This window comes from Acinetobacter pittii ATCC 19004 = CIP 70.29, assembly GCF_000369045.1.
Classification (GTDB): Bacteria; Pseudomonadota; Gammaproteobacteria; order Pseudomonadales; family Moraxellaceae; genus Acinetobacter; species Acinetobacter pittii.
The window spans coordinates 359,448-377,929 of sequence record NZ_KB849796.1 but is presented as its reverse complement, the minus strand read 5'-3'; the positions used below and the strand labels follow the sequence as shown (position 1 = coordinate 377,929).

The 18,482-nt window shown below is 37.6% G+C and carries 15 protein-coding genes; 9 read left to right on the top strand and 6 right to left on the bottom strand.

Annotated features, from left to right (window positions below):
* Positions 1-55: 55 nt before the first annotated feature.
* From ybdL to F928_RS18220, 4 genes are read right to left on the bottom strand one after another with little or no spacing between them, the layout of a single operon-like run.
* Entirely contained in the window at positions 56-1,210 is a 1,155-nt protein-coding gene (gene ybdL / locus F928_RS18235; RefSeq protein WP_002121910.1) for a pyridoxal phosphate-dependent aminotransferase, read from the bottom strand.
* Between the two features lie 28 nt (positions 1,211-1,238).
* Positions 1,239-2,549, bottom strand: a complete 1,311-nt coding sequence (locus F928_RS18230; RefSeq protein ID WP_005078711.1) for a DUF445 domain-containing protein — start codon at positions 2,547-2,549, stop codon at positions 1,239-1,241.
* A 13-nt stretch (positions 2,550-2,562) separates the two neighbouring features.
* Positions 2,563-3,126: a CC0125/CC1285 family lipoprotein gene (locus F928_RS18225; RefSeq protein WP_005078708.1), complete on the bottom strand. Its 564-nt coding sequence runs from the start codon at positions 3,124-3,126 to the stop codon at positions 2,563-2,565.
* A gap of 60 nt (positions 3,127-3,186) precedes the next feature.
* Entirely contained in the window at positions 3,187-3,726 is a 540-nt protein-coding gene (locus F928_RS18220) for a DUF924 family protein (RefSeq protein WP_002121850.1), read from the bottom strand.
* 168 nt (positions 3,727-3,894) lie between these two features.
* On the opposite strand from F928_RS18220, the gene gshA reads away from it, so the two are divergent.
* From gshA to F928_RS18190, 6 genes are all read left to right on the top strand, one after another.
* Positions 3,895-5,472: a glutamate--cysteine ligase gene (gene gshA, locus F928_RS18215; RefSeq protein WP_005078706.1), complete on the top strand. Its 1,578-nt coding sequence runs from the start codon at positions 3,895-3,897 to the stop codon at positions 5,470-5,472.
* A 16-nt stretch (positions 5,473-5,488) separates the two neighbouring features.
* The gene (locus F928_RS18210; protein ID WP_002121896.1) at positions 5,489-6,010 is read left to right on the top strand and encodes a disulfide bond formation protein B; all 522 of its coding nucleotides are present in this window, start codon (positions 5,489-5,491) and stop codon (positions 6,008-6,010) included.
* 157 nt (positions 6,011-6,167) lie between these two features.
* Positions 6,168-9,551 (top strand): type VI secretion system Vgr family protein, encoded by a 3,384-nt coding sequence (locus F928_RS18205; protein ID WP_005078704.1) that lies wholly within the window; start codon positions 6,168-6,170, stop codon positions 9,549-9,551.
* Between the two features lie 3 nt (positions 9,552-9,554).
* On the top strand, positions 9,555-10,091 hold the full coding sequence (locus tag F928_RS18200) for a hypothetical protein (protein WP_005078702.1): 537 nt from the start codon (positions 9,555-9,557) through the stop codon (positions 10,089-10,091).
* Positions 10,088-12,478 (top strand): M23 family metallopeptidase, encoded by a 2,391-nt coding sequence (locus tag F928_RS18195; protein ID WP_002121990.1) that lies wholly within the window; start codon positions 10,088-10,090, stop codon positions 12,476-12,478. Before F928_RS18200 ends, F928_RS18195 begins: the two co-directional genes overlap by 4 nt.
* 10 nt (positions 12,479-12,488) lie before the next feature.
* Positions 12,489-12,953, top strand: coding sequence for a hypothetical protein (locus F928_RS18190; protein ID WP_002122002.1), 465 nt, complete (start codon positions 12,489-12,491; stop codon positions 12,951-12,953).
* A gap of 294 nt (positions 12,954-13,247) precedes the next feature.
* Here F928_RS18190 and F928_RS18185 read toward each other — a convergent pair whose 3' ends face one another.
* On the bottom strand, positions 13,248-13,886 hold the full coding sequence (locus F928_RS18185; protein WP_005078698.1) for a haloacid dehalogenase-like hydrolase: 639 nt from the start codon (positions 13,884-13,886) through the stop codon (positions 13,248-13,250).
* A 138-nt stretch (positions 13,887-14,024) separates the two neighbouring features.
* Between F928_RS18185 and F928_RS18180 the strand changes: the two genes are divergently transcribed.
* Positions 14,025-14,381: a DUF5991 domain-containing protein gene (locus F928_RS18180; RefSeq protein WP_002121962.1), complete on the top strand. Its 357-nt coding sequence runs from the start codon at positions 14,025-14,027 to the stop codon at positions 14,379-14,381.
* A gap of 64 nt (positions 14,382-14,445) precedes the next feature.
* Here F928_RS18180 and F928_RS18175 read toward each other — a convergent pair whose 3' ends face one another.
* Positions 14,446-15,789, bottom strand: a complete 1,344-nt coding sequence (locus F928_RS18175) for a PGAP1-like alpha/beta domain-containing protein (protein WP_002121854.1) — start codon at positions 15,787-15,789, stop codon at positions 14,446-14,448.
* A gap of 211 nt (positions 15,790-16,000) precedes the next feature.
* Here F928_RS18175 and F928_RS18170 point away from each other — a divergent pair, with 211 nt between their 5' ends.
* Together F928_RS18170 and parE are read left to right on the top strand one after the other, a co-directional pair.
* Complete coding sequence (locus F928_RS18170) at positions 16,001-16,582, top strand: YqiA/YcfP family alpha/beta fold hydrolase (RefSeq protein WP_002121960.1); 582 nt, start codon at positions 16,001-16,003, stop codon at positions 16,580-16,582.
* 14 nt (positions 16,583-16,596) lie between these two features.
* Complete coding sequence (parE, locus tag F928_RS18165; protein WP_005078695.1) at positions 16,597-18,480, top strand: DNA topoisomerase IV subunit B; 1,884 nt, start codon at positions 16,597-16,599, stop codon at positions 18,478-18,480.
* Positions 18,481-18,482 lie beyond the last annotated feature (2 nt).

Below are 18,482 nucleotides of genomic sequence, written 5' to 3'. Positions count from 1 at the left end.
CATAGTTGGAGCGAATGACTTGTAGTATTTTTACAGTGCTAAGTGGCTAAATTTATTAACATTGATTTAAAATTTCTCCTGCTTTTTGCAGAGTCTCATCATTTTTAGCAAAGCAGAATCGAATCAAGCGTAAAGACTCAGGGGCTTGCTGGTAGAAAACCGAAACTGGAATTGCCACAATCTTGTGTTGCTCGGCAAGAAACTGGCACATTTCCACATCGTTTAAGTCAGGTCTAATTTGACTATAATCAAGATTTTGGAAATAAGTACCTTGAGATGGTTTTAGTAAAAAACGGCTATTGTGAATTGCCTGATTAAATCGATCTCTTTTCGTTTGGTAAAACTGAGAAAGTTCTTGAATATGTTCTGGATGTTGCTCCATATATTGCGCTAGGGCAATCTGACAAGGAGTCGTGCCACAGAAATTCGCATATTGATAAATCTGGCGGAATAAACGCATTAGCTCAGGTGAAGCGACGCAGTAACCCGTTTTCCATCCTGTCACGTGAAAGGTTTTTCCAAAAGAACCAATCACAAAACTACGCTCTCTGAGCTCTGGAAAATGCAATGCGCTAAAGTGTTGTTGACCATCAAAAACTAAGTGTTCATAGACCTCATCGGATAAAACCAGAATATTTTTATCTTGAATCAGTTCAATGAGTTCTAACCAGTCTTGTTTTGCCCAGATTGTACCGGTTGGATTATGGGGCGTATTCACCACAATCATACGGGTTTTGTCATTGATCAGATCTTTAACTTGTTGCCAGTTCACCTTAAAGTCAGGTGCTTGCAGGGCAATATGAACCGCTTTGCCGCCTGCTAACTCGACAGAAGGGCCATAGCTATCATAACTTGGGTCAAAAATAATGACTTCATCACCTGCATTGATGCACGCTTGTATGGCACAAAAAATTGCAATGGTTGCGCCGGGAGTAATCGTGATTTGAGTAACAGGATCAAGTTGAATTTGGTCACGCTGCTGAAATTGTAAAGCGAGTTGCTCCCTTAAACCGAGAATACCATCGCCAGGTGGGTACTGATTATGTCCAGCTAAAGTCGCTTGAGATAAGGCTTCAAGTAAGGCTTGTGGCGCCGGAAAATCTGGAAAGCCTTGTGACAGGTTGAGTGCACCTAGACGATGTGCCAGTGCCGTCATGGTACTAAAAATAGTCACGCCTTGAGTGGTCAATTTTGACTGTAGCTGAAGCATATTGTTCTCTTATTAAAAATATTTAAAGTTATAAAATTGACTCAATCACTGCCCGAATTACACCGAGTGTCAAACCAATAAATGCACCCACTACCACACCATTTACTCGGATCATGTGCAAGTCGCCACCGACTTCATTTTCAATTTTCCCGATCATTTCACGTGAATCCCATTCATGAATGCGTTCACTCACATAGCGTATGATTTTATGGCTATATTGATCCGTAAAATTCATGGCAAGTCCTGTCATTTCTTTGTTGAGAACTTCACGTACTTTTACATTTTGAACAAGGTTTTCACCGAGCTGCTGAATGGCAGCTCGCAGATTCATTGCAATGCCAGAGTCTTCTTTCATTAAATCTTCTTTAATGGCATCACACAAAATGGTAACAGCACCACTAATAAAATTTAGAACTTGAGGACTATCAAGGAGCGCATCTTTACCACTGTTAAGACGTTGACTGGCAACACTATCGGGTTTCGCTAGTTCCAGCATGAGTGAATGTGCAATGGTTTCAATTTCTTGCCGCCATGGGTGTTCATGGTCTGCCAGCATCGATTCTACTTTTTCAACCAATGAGTCGATGGTACGTTGTTGAACATCAATTCCAATCCAGCTTGCACCTCTTGCAAGTGACCAGACGCCTAGTGCTTTAAACATTTTTCGGGTTAATTCACGAGTTTTATCTGGATTTTGTACGACCCATTCATGAGCGATATCGAGACCACGCTGTAAAACGTCTTGGTGGAAATCATTTTCCAATACCGCGCGTAGCATCTCACTGGCGAGTTTGTTGACTTGGGTATTACGTACCCATTGCACACTGTTGTTTTGCACGAAATTAGCAATTTGCTCTTGGCTCACAAATTCAAAAATTTTCGGTACAGTTTGCTGAATGAGCTGCACTACTTGAGTATTGTTTTGTGGACTTGCCAACCATTGACCAATTGCGAGACTTAAGTCTGTTTTTTCTAAGCTTCTTTCGACGACTTGAGGCGAAAGAAAATTTTCCTGTACAAAACGGCCCATTGACTCTGCAATGCGTGCCTTGTTACGCGGAATAATCTCGGTATGGTCGCGTAAAAACTTAGGAATCGGTAACTTACCAAAAGGGTTCCGAAACAGAACTGTAATCGCGTACCAATCGGCTAGACCACCAACGACACCTGCTTCGGCTCCTAGCATTAAAATATGAATAAAACCTGTGTACTCTGGCAGAAAACGATCGGCTACCATCAGTGCAATCCACAGAACAACGACGATGATCAGCGCTAGGGTAGCAAAATATTTACTACGTTTAAGACTGGGCACGTGGTGAACTTCTTCTGCCATGCTCATAAATTTATCCTATTCATTTTTGTTTTACTGGAGGCTCGGGCGGTGGCAACAGCTCTCCTGTCGGACTCAATCCATATTTTTGTCCGAGTGATTTCAAGATCAAGCTTGCATCAAAAGCGTCTTGAGGAGCCTGCTTTTGATCCCGATAACATTCAATAGTATACGACACTTGAACAGGGTCGATATTGACCACTTGTGGGAAATCATAGAACGGATCATGCCAGAAACCCGGATAGCGACGACCATAGCCATAAGGATAAAAGCTCGGCGCAGATGGATAAACCACAGCCTGACGTGGTGGTTTCTGACTTTGGTTACTTGGGTCATTCAGTACTTTAAAAAAGCGGAAACCTTTTTGCACGGTCGTTTGTGCTGATTTTACCAAAGTGATTTCTTCAGCTGCACCGTAACTCATATTCGGATCGGCTTGGAAACTAATACGAAACGTTTGCGCATTTAAAGGGTATGCGGAAAACTGGCCAAGTTGATCAAAGGTTTTTGGTTTACTTGGAGTCGTCGCACAAGCAGTTAAAGTTAAGGCAGTGCCTAATGCTAAACAAAGAGAGAGATATTTCATGGTGAACTCCCAGCTGAGTATTAAAACAAAGATGACTCAGCATTAAAAAATTAAGAAGCTTTAAAAACTACTGTTCGGTTCTAATAAAAATTCGGTTTCCTCTGGAGTAGAAACACGTCCAAGAATGGTATTGCGATGAGGATAGCGTCCAAAGCGATCAATAATGACTTTATGCTTTTTTTCAAAGCTTAAGTTAATTTCATTGCCAAGACGTTGAAATAGTTTCAAGGCAAATTCATGGATCAATTTTGATTCACTATGCATAAACGGCATATATAAAAAAGAGCGTTGCTCTGGATTAAGCTGTGCATCGAGTTGCAAACTAATTGCTTCTTGTGCCAAAGCTAATGCCAAGCTGTCATAGGCAAAAGATTGGGGCTGATCACGATAGATGTTGCGAGAAAACTGGTCTAGTACAATAATCTCTGCCAAACGACCTTCTGCTGTTTTTCGCCAAGACCAGAGTTCTGCTTGAGTTGCCTGTCGATGAACATCAGAAAAATTTTCACGGATTTTTTTGTCAAAATCATCACTTTTTGCAAACCAAAGTGAACGGTGTTCAGGAGAAAACCAGAAGTTTAAAATGTCTTGTTCGTTCATGATATTGACAACTCTTTAGCAATTATTCTTCAATAAAATCACAATTCTTTCGTGTCTTAAATAACAAGATTGTGATAAAAATTGCCAAACTGGAATGATGTGATTATATAAGTAACCGTATCATCTCACGATTTTGTATATAGTGATCTTTAATAAGCGAGCAAATGCATGAGTCAACCCACTACACCATCTCAATCAGTTATTCCTGCTTGGGTGGATTCGTCGCTACTACAAGGCATGTTACGTGGAATAGAGCGTGAAAGCCTACGTATGCAAAGTAATGGGTTCTTATCACAAGAGTTACATCCGAAAGCATTAGGTTCAGCTTTAACACATCCAAAAATTACGACTGATTATTCAGAAGCGTTGATGGAGTTTATTACTTCACCTAAGCCAACAATTGAAGAAGCTTTACATGAGCTCACCGATATTCATGCGGTTGTGCATCGTCATTTAGAAAATGGTGAAAAACTCTGGCCGCTGTCTATGCCATGTATGTTAGACGACAATGAAGAACGCATTCGTCTAGCGCAGTACGGCACCTCTAATATTGGTCGTTTTAAAACACTATATCGCCGTGGGTTAGGAATTCGATATGGTCGTCGTATGCAGACCATTTCAGGTGTGCATTACAACTTATCTTTCCCAGATACACTTTTTGCTGAGCTACAAGCTCATGAAACTGACGAACAATTAAAATCATTAAGTTTGCAGGATTATCGTAGCCATCGTTATTTTGGCCTTATTCGTAATTTTATTCGTTTAACACCATTGGTCATGTTCTTGGTGGGCGCGAGTCCAACAGTCTGTCGTTGTTTCTTGACCGGACACAAACATCATTTGTTGCCTTTAATCAAAGGTTCATACTATTTACCGTATGCTACAGCACTCCGTATGGGGCGATTGGGCTATCAAAACTCAGCACAAAAAAGCTTAGGTATTCATTACAACAATTTGTCTGGCTATCTGGATGGTTTACAAAAAGCCGTTCATTCTCCTTACCCACCATTTAGCCGTTTAGGGTTAAATGATGCATCTGGTGAGCCATTGCAAATTAATGATCATGTTTTGCAGATTGAGAATGAATATTACAGTCTAGTACGTCCAAAACAGGTGCCTCAAGCAGGTGAAACACCGTCTCAAGCTTTAAAAAATCGAGGCGTGGGCTATGTTGAGTTACGTGCTGTAGATGTAAATCCATACTCGGCAATTGGCGTTGATGAAACGACAGCAGGCTTTCTTGAAGTGTTAGCACTTTATTGTCTGTTAAGTGATAGCCCAGACTTGTTATGTCCTGAACAAGACTTGGTTGAGAAAAATCAGACAGAGGTGGTCAACCGAGGTCGAGCGCCAAACGCAACCATTACAGATTTAACAGGGTCATATCACATCGAAGATTGGGCACGTTTATATATTGCAAAAATGCAAGATTGTGCACAGCTACTCGATCAGACCTATGCAACGGACTTGTATGGTTCAGCTTTGGCGGTCATGCAAGCACGAATTGATGAAGTTGATGAAACTTTATCTGCCCATGTCATTAACGATACGTTAAAGCATGGTGGAACTTGGAGTTTTGGTAGCCACATGGCTCAGTTACATGCTGAAAGTTATGAACAGCATGAGCTTAGTGTGGAAACTTTGAAACATTTTGAACAGTTGGCTGCGCAATCTTTACAGCAGCAAGAAAAACTTGAGCAAGATACCAAGATCAGTTTTGATCAATATCTTGAACAATATCGATAATAAAACGAGGTTTTACATGCGATTAAGTTACCGTTTGGTGAGTGGACTACTTGTTTTAGCAAGTATAGTCGGCATGTCTTTTGCGTTGTATCTGGAACATGTAAAAGGTTTAGAGCCATGTCCGCTCTGTATTTTTCAACGTGTTGGCTTAATGGCGATGGGCCTTGTAGCACTCATAGCCTTTTTGCATAACCCAGTTTCCAATGCTGTTAAACGTTTTTATGCATTTTTAGCAGGCATTGCAATTTTATGGTCAGTGGGTGTGGCAGGACGTCATGTCTGGTTGCAACATTTACCACCAGATCAAGTACCAAGCTGTGGCCCGGGTTTAAATTATTTAATTGATGCCTTACCAATGAAAACGGTTTTACAAGAAGTATTGTCGGGTTCAGGTGAATGTGCAGCAATTGATTGGACCTTTTTAGGTCAATCTTTACCAGTTTGGTCATTGGTCTATTTCCTCTTACTATTACTGGTCTGTTTATGGCAGTTATTCCGTTTTTATCCAGTATTTAAGACAACCAAAAAAAGAGCTTAAAGCTCTTTAAAAAAGCCCAACACTATGTTGGGCTTTTTATTGCTTGGGAATAGGTCAAAATATAAAAAAACGAATTAAAAAAAAGCATAATCATGTAGACAGATAGTTCTGTTTTTTATAAAGTGCAGCCGTTTATATATCCTTATGATTATAAAAAATGCTTTTTAATATCTTTAATGTTTTGGAAAAAATAGGGTTAAGTGCGCAGAAACGTGCCGTCCATGTGCAATTTTCTAATGAACTACTCAATAGCCAAGTTTTTTTACAACGTATAGAAGGCCAACATCAGCTAAATGGGGGATTGGAAGCTGAGTTGATCTGCCTTTCAACGAGTGCCCAAATTGCATTGAAGCAGTTTATAGGTGTGCAAGTTGCCGTTGATCAGGTCACTGATTCTGGACAATTATTTCGAACTACAGGAATTGTGACAGAAGCGAGTTATGGTCAGAGTGACGGTGCTTTAACGCTTTATAAACTCACCTTAAAAGACGCGACAAACTTATGGCACAAGCGCCGTAATAGCCGTGTTTTCATGAATAAAAGTATTATTGAAGTCACGGAAGTTTTATTTAAAGAGTGGCAAGAAAAAAGTCAGCTATTTGCTACAAGTTTAAGTCTCGACCTCAGTGGGTTAAGCCAGAGTTATGATATTCGCCCATTTATCATGCAGCACAATGAGTCTGATTATGACTTTCTTACACGCTTGTGGCGAAGTGAAGGCGTTAGTTGGGTAATTGATGAAGCAGAGCTTTTTGTTCCTCACTTTACTGCACCTATACAACCTCAAAAACTAAGACTCATTGATGACAATAGCCAGTACCAAGCTTTAGCACGTCGCAGCATTCGCTATCACAGAAGTAGTGCAACAGAATATCAAGATAGCATTACAGGTTTTGTTGCAGTGCGGTCTTTACAGCCGACTGCTGTACATGTGCAGCGTTGGCAACCTGATGCTCTAGCACATGAAGAAGGTGTAGGTTCAGTTATCACTACACACCTACATTCAGAGCAGTTTGATTCAGCGAGTTTGAGTCTTGAACAAGCATGGCATCTTAGTCCTGCTTGGATGCAAGATTTGAAAGGGGAAGATCAGGCCACTGCTTCAAGTAGTAATCAGCTAGAGAAATTGAATCAGCACTTCACTGACATGTATGCGAGTCAGGCCAAATACTTTAAGGCTTATAGTAGCGTCCGTGATAGTCAAGTCGGCTATTGGTTTAATTTACAGGAGCATCCTGAAATTGATCAGCATGAAGGAGCAGATCAAGAGTTCTTAATCATTGCTAAAAATTTCTATAACCAAAATAACTTACCAAAAGATTTACATCAGCAAGTGAGCCAGTTGTTAACCCAAAGTCGTTGGGATAAACATGGTTATGATGATATTGAGCGCCAAGGTAATGAGCTGACCCTAATACGCCGTCAAATTAAAACTGCACCTGAATATAATCCAGAACAGCATCGCCCAATTGCTTACCCGCAAAGAGCCAAAGTCGTGGGGCCAGAGGGAGAGACTATTTATGTCGATGAATGGGGGCGCATTAAGGTGCGTTTTCTATTTACCCGTAGTGATGATCATGGGCACGATGGTGGCGCAGGGAGCAATGACAATGATACCGACTCAGCTTGGGTGGATATACTGACTCCTTGGGCAGGCGAAGGCTATGGAGCACGCTTCTTACCACGTATTGGTGAAGTGGTTGTCATTGACTTCTTTGATGGCAATATTGACCGTCCATTTGTGACTGGGCGCATTCATGAAGCGCAGCGCTCACCAACCAAGTTCGATGTAAAAGGGCAGCTTCCTGATACTAAAAAACTGAGCGGAATTCGCAGTCAGGAAATCAGTGGTAGTGGCTTTAACCAATTACGCTTTGATGACACAACGGGACAAATTAGTACCCAACTTCAAAGCAGTCATGCAGCAACACAGCTGAATTTAGGTAATTTAAGCCATCCGAAAGAACAAGAGACGAGCCAAGGCCGAGGTGAAGGCTTTGAGTTGAGAACAGACGCTTGGGGAGCTGTACGTGCAGGTAAAGGCATGCTCATTAGTACCTATGTACAAGAGCAGGCGATTGCAGATCATTTAGAGGCTGCACAAGCACAATCTTTACTTTCACAAGGCTATGAAAGCATGAAAATGCTCAGTGAAGTTGCAGCTAAGCAACAAACTGATGCTTTGAATGTGATTAATCGCTTACCTAAATTTATCCAGTCGCTTGAGCTAAAAACCACAGGACAGGCATTAAATAGTACGATAAATCTATTTAAAGAAGGCATTAATAACGATCCTATTCACGCTTTAAAAGACTGTGGCGGCTTTATTCAAGACATTGGTGCACTAGGTGGAAATGCAAAAGGCGTTGTAGATGAATTTAATGCTTTCTTTACCGATGCCAAAGATGCGGTAGAAAATTTAAAAGCGTTCATCGAAAACGTTGAAGAACATGGTGCCGACATCGTTAAAGGTAAACTTGCCAGCATTAAAGACCGCATTCATAAAAATCCATTTGAAAGCATTCAAGAGGTCGGAAAAGTCTTAGCCAATGTTGAGACTAAAGACTTTGACATGATGAGTGTATGTGGAACGTTTAGTAAAGGCAGTAAATTGGAAGTATCACCTTCTAAAGCATTAAGTTCTTTGCAAGGCTTTATGGAAGGTTATACCCAAGGTTTAGAAAGTAGTTCCGATACTAAACAGCAAGAACAAGGCAAAATTTTTAGACAAGCGCTGATGTTATTAGCATCGCCAAATGGGATTGCCTTGACGACACCTGAAAATATTATTTTGCAAGCTTCGCAAGATATCGCAGAAAGTGCTAGTGGCTCAATTAACTTAAGTGCACAGAAAAATATCGTTGGGCATGCACAAGACAAAATCAGTTTGTTTGCCGCTCAAAAGGGTTTCCGTGCTTATGCAGCAAAAGGAAAGCTCGAACTACAAGCACAAGACGATGCCATTGAAGCAATTGCTAAAAAGGTCATTAAGCTCATTTCTACGGAAGAAAAAATCGAGCTTACGAGCCCAAAAGAAATTGTTTTAACAGCGGGTGGATCTCAGCTCAAAATTAATGCAGATGGCGTATTTTCAACAACAGGTGGCAAGTTTGAAAGTAAAGCTGGGCAGCATTTGTTTACGAGTGGGGCAACAGTAAATGCTGAGTTGCCTAAAATGCCTGAGAGTGGAATTTTTAGTCGAAGATTTGATTTTAGTGATATTTTCAATTTAGAAAATTTGAAAGAGGAAATTAGATTTAAAGTTATCAATAAAACAAAGAATACAGAATATATTGGAATGTTAGATGAAATGGGCCGAACACCAAGAATATTTAGTGATTCATCAGATACTATTGAAATTCAATTTATTAGCAATAATGACAATAAAAGTATTATACCTACGAAGGAATTAAATGAAGATATTTATGATCATGATACTGGGGATTTTGTAGATGATGGAATTCAGAGCCAGCTTGCAGAAGAGCTAGATGATGAATATAAAGATGATCTAGAAGATGATTTTAATAAATTTGGAGTTTAAGAGATGAAACGCAGTCTAATATTGCTACTGAGCACATTTATCTCAATACAAGCTTTTGCTGAAGAAAATGCTTGTGAAAAAATTTGGGATAGCTTCAAAAATAAGAATGAAAGTATCAAAATTGATAAAGTTAATGTCCCATGTAAACAAATTTGGGAAGATAACAATAAAGCAAAGCTTGTAAAGACTATTGGCTTAAACCCAAAAGATCCTCAATGGATGTCAACAGGGGAATGTCAAGTTATTGAAGTGAATAAAAATAAATACCAAGTTTATTATGCTTATCTAAAAAATGATCATAGTGATATAAATATCATTAGTGATACTAATGGTAATTATTTCTCATATTTTAGAAATTTAGGTCGCTATGATATATTTGAAGATAAGTTTTTTCCAACAAAAAAAGCGAATAAAAATGGTGTTGAGTTAAGTTGCCCTGGATTGGGAAATTTTGAGAAAATGAAACCTATTTTAAGTTCATATATCAATAATAAAAAAATTGATATTAAACGATTTAGTTTTGAGGACTTAAATAAATGAAAAATGGTAAATCTATAAATCAAAAGTCATATCCATTAACGCGATATGGATTTATTTGTGCCGTTTCAAGAATGGAATCTTCATCAGATTTAAGTTTACCCTTAACGGCACCAGTAAACATTAGATCAAGCCAAAATAAAAATTCTCTGGGTTATATTGGTTTTTTCCAGTTTGGGGAAGCTGCACTTATCGATCTTGGTTATTATAAGCATTGGAAAGATAATTCTGATAAAACTGAAGAAAACGATTGGACAGGGAGTTGGACTGGACATAATGGTGTTAATTCTTTATCAGATTTTTTGAAATCTCCTGCGAAGCAGGTTCAAATCATTGGAGAATGGATAGATCTTCTTTGCAAACGATTAAGAAATAGAAGTTTTAATGAATACTATGGGAAAATAATAAATGGAATTGAAATTACTGAATCGGGTGCTATTGCAGGGGCCCATTTAGTTGGTGACGGAGGCTTAGGTTCTTTTTTAGGTATATCAGGTTTTAAAGGAAATTATAAAGAAGTAGATGGAAATAATGTTCATATTAGTAAATATATTGAGATGTTTAACCATTATGACTTAGAAAGCTGTTGTAGTAGAAAAATATATATAAAATTAAAGAACCAAATTGGACAAATAGCAAAAAATAAAAAAGTAACTATTGAGTCTGAATATAGTGGTAAGTTTAAACAATCAAAGTTTATTGTAAATGCAGAGTCAGATGAGCAAGGACTATTACCTGTTATTATTAGACATCCAGGCAGTAAAATTATAATTAAGGCAGATGGAAAACAATCAGCTGTTATTACACAAGCCTCTGATAAAAAACAATCTATTGAATTAAGTGTAAGTGAAGATATTAAAATTCAATCTGTTTTACAAAAACCTGCTGAACCAGAGCCAAAACAAGAAAAAGTTGTTGTTGAACAGAAAACTGTTGATTCGAAGAAAGGTGAGGTGAAAACAAATACTTCTAAAGATATAAAATTTGATATAGCCATAATAGAAAGTGACACAAATAGAAAAATAACGAATATGAGGTTTTTTGTAAGATATAAAGGTAAGATCAAAGAGCATACTTCTGATAGTTCAGGAATAAAAACTGGTATAATTGCAGAAGAAGGTGAAAATTTAGACATATTGGTAAATGGAAGTAAAGGTTACCAAAAAATAAAAACAATATCCGTAACTAAAGGAATGGAAAATAGCTGTATATCAGTCCCATTAGGGCTAGTCAGTGTGAAATTGAAGGTACATGATAGTAAAGGTAAAATTTTAAAAAGTACTAAGTTTTTTGTTTCATATAGAGGTAGAGAAATAGAGAAAACAACGGATAATAATGGCTTTATTCAATTAAAAATGTTGAATGCATTTGTTTATAAATTGCTACTTTCAAATAAGAAACCTGTTTTGACATTAAGAAATGATCCAAGTATTTCCGTAATTAATGTCAACTTAAATTCTGCGGCTACAACAATACAGATGCCTCGAGTAGCTCCAAATCCTCCTAGTAAGACAGTACCAGCAAAAGCAACCCCAGCGAAAGAAACGTCATCTAAGAAAGAAGAGAGCTTTGTTAATTACTTAATTGATTTTATTCCTTCATTAGGAAAAACAGAGAATGTTCATACAGAGAAAAATGGTAATCCTTTAACTAAACAATATGGTAGTGATGTCGCTTTTACTATTAAAACAATAAATAAAGAGACAGGTAAGGAAGAAAATCTAGCTTATTCAATTAAATATAATGGTGCAAAAAGAACACATTATACTGGACAGGATGGGATTGGATTAAAAAAACATCGGGGCGAAGAAGGGAAGAAAATTGAAATTGTTGTAGATGTTGAGAGTAAAGAACAAGTACTTTATACCGCTGTATTGAAGAATCCTATGCCAGTTATTGAGTTAAGAATAGATAAGCCAAAAGATGATGGCTCATATTTATTCCCTTTAAAGGCACGGACAAATTCATATAAAAATGGATTTGCTCGATTTGGTTCTAATCGTAGTGGTGGAAAACGTAAACATGCAGGTTGTGATCTGTATGCACCAGCAGGAACTGAAATTAGAGCGATGGCTGATGGTGTAGTAAGAAATGTTTATTATTTTTATGATAATACAGATGCTATTGAAATTGTTCATCCAAAACATATCATTCGTTATGGGGAAGTTAGAAAGGGTAAAGCTTTAGTAAAAGCTGGAGATAAAGTTGTAAAGGGTCAAGTAATAGCTTATGTAGGTAGCTTAACAACTAAAGGTATTCCAAGTATGATGTTGCATTTGGAAATGTACTCAAATCCAAATAATAAAGGCACTTTAAACGGTACAAGTGTTTATAAGCGGCGGTCGGATTTAATTGATCCTACACCATTTTTAGATAGCGCATCATTATGAGCATTAAATCATGAAGAATATTTATATCTTAATTTTTATAGGTGCTTTATTTGCATGTAGTAATAAAGACCAAGAGAAAACACCAACTAGCTTAAATAACGAATCGAAAGTAATACATACAGAAGTGTATGAGCAACAATCTCCAGCTATAAGTGAGGCTTTACCAGTAAGTGAACCAAAAGTAATTGCAGATAAGGTGGTCGATACAAAAAATGATGTTCAAGAAAATCAAATTTCATGTTTAAATAAAAATATTACAGATTGGTATGGTTTTGATGAAGCTAATGCTGAACCTAAATGTGAAAATTTAAGCAATTTTAGATTGACTTCTTATAAGTGTGATATCTCTAAAAATGCTTTTGGTGCAAATAAAGATGCTCTTTTATTAGAAAATCAAGACAAACGAATTTTCGCTTATTCTAATGCTAAAGATTGCAATGAGATTCTAGAAATACGAAATTCTAATGCACCATAAAGTTATCTTTTTTAATTTTATTATTTGCAAATAATTTAGTTTCAAATAAAAATGTATTATTAATATATTTTAAACTTAGTATCCGTACTAAGTTTTTATTTATATTTATAAGACAAATTAATAGATACCCTTGTTATAGATGAGATGGTAATTAAGAGTAAGACTGTACTAAGTTAACAAAGATTTTAAATATATTATCATGGATACAATTAAAAATTCGATAATATAGAATTTTTCAAAAATCATTAAAGCTAATAAGGATTTAAAAAAGTTGATTTTTAAAGAATCTTTTTATTAAATTAAAACCGATTTAATATTTTTAATTTTGTTGTTATCCCCGTTAATTAAATAGGGCAGTTTAGCACTAATCAAAATAGGTAAGTCATCTTCAATATCATCACTGTATGTTGCAAACCAAGGTTGTTTGATATCAAGCTTATTCAATCTTCTTACTTTTTCTTCAGACCTGCAATGTATCCCACTTATCCATCCTCCCAGCTTGTTTTGTAGAGGAGTACCAATAATTCGTACATCTAGATTGATAGAATCGAGTAAAACATTCGCTAACTTTTCTGGTGCAGCCGTAGCAATAAACACAATTCTTCTATTGGCTAAATGATCTTTAACTTCGTTTATACCTTGCTCAAACCAATATAATGAATTGAAAGAATTGTTTTTGATATTCTTAGAGAAATTCTTAAAGCTGTATTCTAATTTTTCTTCGTTCAAGCCATACGTTGCAATCCATAAATACAATGAAGCACCTTTAGATTTATATTTCTTAAATTTCATAATAGGCAAAGCGATGGGCATAACAATAAGTGCAGCGATAAATCTAAAAATATTGGATTTTAATTTATCTGTTAGCCATGCCTTTGTAGAGTCACCCGATAGTAATGTCCCATCCAAGTCAAAAACAACAATTTCTTTCATATATTTCTCTATATTTGGTAATAGTGATAAGAATTAATTTTCAAAAAATTATTTTTAAGGGTTGATTTATAAAATAATAAAATATTTTATTATCATATGGTTATAATAGTTTAACTTAATTGTTTATAAATTGATTAAATGAAAAAATTTTGTTTATTATTGCTGGCTTTTTCGGTTAACACATTTGCAAATATAGATAAGTGGAATGGTACTTATCATTATTATAGTTCAGAAGAACTACCAGGTGGAAATGTTGCGACGATAGAATTTATTTTAACACTAACACCCAAAAAGTGTGAGTATTCTATTGCTGGCTTTCAGGTTGATAAATCTTATATATGCAAAGTGAAAGAGAAAAATAACGAGCTATATTTCTTTAAAGTTCAAAGTGGTGAAAAGTTAGGAAAAGTGATCTTTAAGAAAGGAAAATACTATCTTTATTCTGATGAAGTTCTAGATAGTAAAGACAACTTATTTTTTAAAGATAAACAATAGTTATAGAGCTCTTTTTAAAATATTTTAGATTCTATAAAAAACCCAACATAAGTTGGGCTTTTTTTTACGTCTCTACAATTCCTTCTAAATCTTCGAGCTTATAGTTCGGCATATCAATAATATGAGTTTGAATACCCTCTTGAACATAATCATTCACATGAGGATATAACCAGCGAGTGATCTGTTCGGCAACACTCGAGTGATACTGAATTTCAAAATGATTTAAACCATAAAACACGGCTTTATGTGAGTCTGGAACCTTAAGCTGAAAACGTGGGTTAGGGTGTTCGCCTAGCGCGCTTTTTACACTCACTAAGTAGTCGCCAATTACGGTCAACGCTTTATTGCGCACCTTTTCAAATTCTAAGGTCCCTGCCACTAAAAAGGTGTTGATATGGGAAGGTAGCGGAGCAGGGGCGCGGTTATCATCCATCATACCAATACGGGCATCCATATGTTCCCAATCATCATCACGAACGCTACCGTGGCGTAAGTCTAAAATACCATTACTCCGAATATTAACCAGTTGACCGAGTAAGCCGACAAAAGGGAAAGCCCCAAGTTTATCTTGTATGGTAAAGCCAAAGCGCTCTAAAACTGCCCCATGATGTGGAGAGCCAATACAGACTAGATTCTCGACCATATGGATCCATTGATACATATTTTGTTTGCCATAAAACAAGGCACTACGGGAAACCAGTCCGCCCATACTATGGCCAATGATATCGATGCTGGTAATTCTTGGATTACGTTGGACCAAGTCTTCTAATAAGTTTGAAAAACTGCGTCCATTAGCTGAAATGCGTCGACCTGTATTGTAATTTAAATACAACATGGTGTTATGGTCACGCTGTGCTAACAGACGCTCACCAATGCCACCATAGTGTGCATTTGACCAAGTCAGATGGTTCATACACAAACCATGAGCCAAAATCACAATACGGCCTGCGAGTTCCCCTTGTTGTATTGCACCGTAGTGATCGTATAGCACCATGGGTAAGGCGAGGGGGCTATGCTGTTTCAGTAGATAATCCCCAAAAATCCCATTCAAAATGCCAACTAAAAAATGTAGGCTTGGGGTGAGTGGTTTTTCGTGAAGTGTAGGATATTTTTCAATAATATGACGTAAGCTTGGCGCTAAAAAACAACTACCATATTTTTGTAAAGCACCATAAGAAAATTGATATGCCTTTTGCACAAATGGTCGTTTTTGAAAGTTTTTAGCATTTTGTGTACTCACACCAAAAGCATTTTTTAATACTTCAATATTAATAACTTGAATTAATTCATGTACACCATTTAAGCTGGTACTGAACAGTTGAGCTAAACCTTCTAATACGTCTGCCTGACTAGGTGGCGTACGATCCCATTTACAATAAGTTTCATGTAGTGGTGTTAAGCTCGGCATATCTTTTCCCCATATACGTTATAACCGACGTTTTAAGCTGTACTTTTTATCAACGGCAGTAAACGTTTCCATCTTAGTAGTTTAAATAACACATGTTTTTAAAATACTGATGAATGGTTAGTTGAGTGGTTTTTCTTGTCTGACAATAGTGTTTTTATATACAAACTGAGAACAAAAATGTGAGTTTATTCTCAATTTAGAGGGAAAATATATGAATATTATCTACCTCCATGGCTTTAATAGTAGCTCTCTTTCAATTAAAGGGCTGAGCCTTAAGCAGTATTGTAGCGAATTGGGCATAAATGTGCATTTGCCAGACTTAAATAGATCTCCTGATCTAGTGGTTGAGCAAGTTTCAGAGCTGATAGAGTCTTTACAAGATGTAGCCTTAGTCGGTAGTAGCCTTGGCGGTTTTTTTGCGACATATTTTGTCGCGAAATATAATGTTCCAGCTGTACTGATTAACCCTGCTATGCAACCATGGAAGCTGTTTGATGAGTTATTTCAAGTTCAAAGCATGCCCTATGTGGTGAATGATCAATGGTCAATTGACCATATTCAGTTACGTCAGTTACAACAACTGGAACTGAATCAACCTGAAAATGCCGACAAAATACTCGTCTTATTGCAACAAGGCGACGAAATTTTGGATTATCGTCAAGCACAACGCTATTATAGTGCTGCAACGCCATCCTCATTGATTTTGACGGATGCTCATGGCAATCATGCTATGGAAGATTTTGAAGAAAAATTACCGTTAGTGATCGAATTCTTTGCGCACACCATCAAATAAGGAAAACGTACAACGTGACACAATATACGGCTCAATCGCTTGAAGTTCTTTCTGGTTTAGACCCTGTTCGTCGTCGTCCAGGGATGTATACCGATACGACTCGACCTAACCATTTAGCCCAAGAAGTTATTGATAATGCTGTTGATGAAGCATTAGCTGGTCATGCCGACAAAATCTGTGTCACGGTTTATAAAGATGGTTCGTTGTCGGTTGAAGATAATGGCCGTGGTATGCCGGTCGATATTCATCCTGAATATGGCCAAAGTGGTATCGAAATTATTCTGACCAAGCTCCATGCCGGTGGTAAATTCAGTACCGATAATTATCAGTTTTCAGGTGGTTTGCATGGTGTGGGGATTTCCGTTGTAAACGCTTTATCAACACGTGTTGAGGTCGAAGTTCAACGTCAGGGTAACCTATACCAAATGGCCTTTGAGCAAGGGGAACCAGTAGCACCTTTAGCTGTTCTTGAGGGTAAAGCACCGAAACGTGCGACAGGTACAACGGTACATTTTTGGCCAGAAGCTAAATATTTCGATAGTCCAAAATTTGCGTTAAAAGCACTCAAACACAATTTAAAAGCCAAAGCTGTTTTAGCGGCTGGTTTAAAAATTATCTATATCGATCAAATTAATGATGAAAAAATCGAATGGCAATTTGAAAATGGCCTCGTCGATTATTTGATGGATGAATTGCAAGACCGCGAAATTTTGCCAAACCCTGCATTTGTAAGCAGCGGTCAGGCAGACCGTGCGGCATGTGAATTTGCGATTTGTTGGAATGTGGAAGGCGGTGAACAGGTTCAAGAAAGTTACGTCAACTTAATTCCAACTGCACAAGGCGGTACTCATGTGAACGGTTTACGTTCAGGTGTTACCGAGGCATTGCGCGAGTTCTGTGAGTTACGTAATTTGCTACCACGAAACCTCAAACTTTCGGCAGAAGATGTTTGGGATGGCGTGAACTATATCTTGTCACTCAAGTTCCAAGAGCCACAATTTTCAGGTCAAACCAAAGAGCGTCTTTCGAGTCGAGAAGCATCAAATATTGTTTTAAATATTGCTAAAGATGCTTTCGCACTCTGGCTCAACCAACATGCTGAAATTGCCATGCAACTTGCTGAAATAGCAATTTCTAAAGCAGGGCGCCGTTTAAAAGCTGCGAAAAAAGTTGAGCGTAAAAAGATTGTTTCTGGCCCGGCTTTACCGGGTAAGCTGGCGGACTGCGTGGGCCAAACTCGTGAAGACAGTGAGTTATTCATTGTCGAGGGTGACTCAGCAGGTGGTAGTGCTAAGCAAGCGCGTGATAAAAACTTTCAAGCTATCATGCCAATTCGTGGAAAAATCTTAAACACATGGGAAGTTTCTTCTGATGAGGTTTTGGCTTCTCAAGAGGTTCACGATATTGCGATTGCGATTGGTGTAGACCCTGGCAGTGATGATTTATCTGAACTGCGTTATGGCAAAATCTGTATTTTGGCCGATGCCGACTCGGACGGTTTACACATTGCGACTTTGCTTTGTGCTTTATTCGTTAAACATTTTCCAGCATTGGTTGAAGAAGGACATTTGTATGTGGCAATGCCACCATTGTTCCGTATCGACATTGGTAAAGATGTTCATTACGCGCTTGATGATGATGAACTTGAAACTATTTTGAAAAATATTAAAGGTAATCGTAATCCGCAAATTACCCGATTCAAGGGATTGGGTGAGATGAACGCGATTCAATTACGTGAAACCACGATGGATCCTAATACACGCCGCTTGGTTCAATTAGATCTTGATGATGTCCATCTAACGGCAGGTTTACTCGACAAGTTACTTGCGAAAAAACGTTCGGCAGATCGTAAGCAGTGGCTTGAGCAGAAGGGTAACTTAGCTGATATCACTGTCTAAAA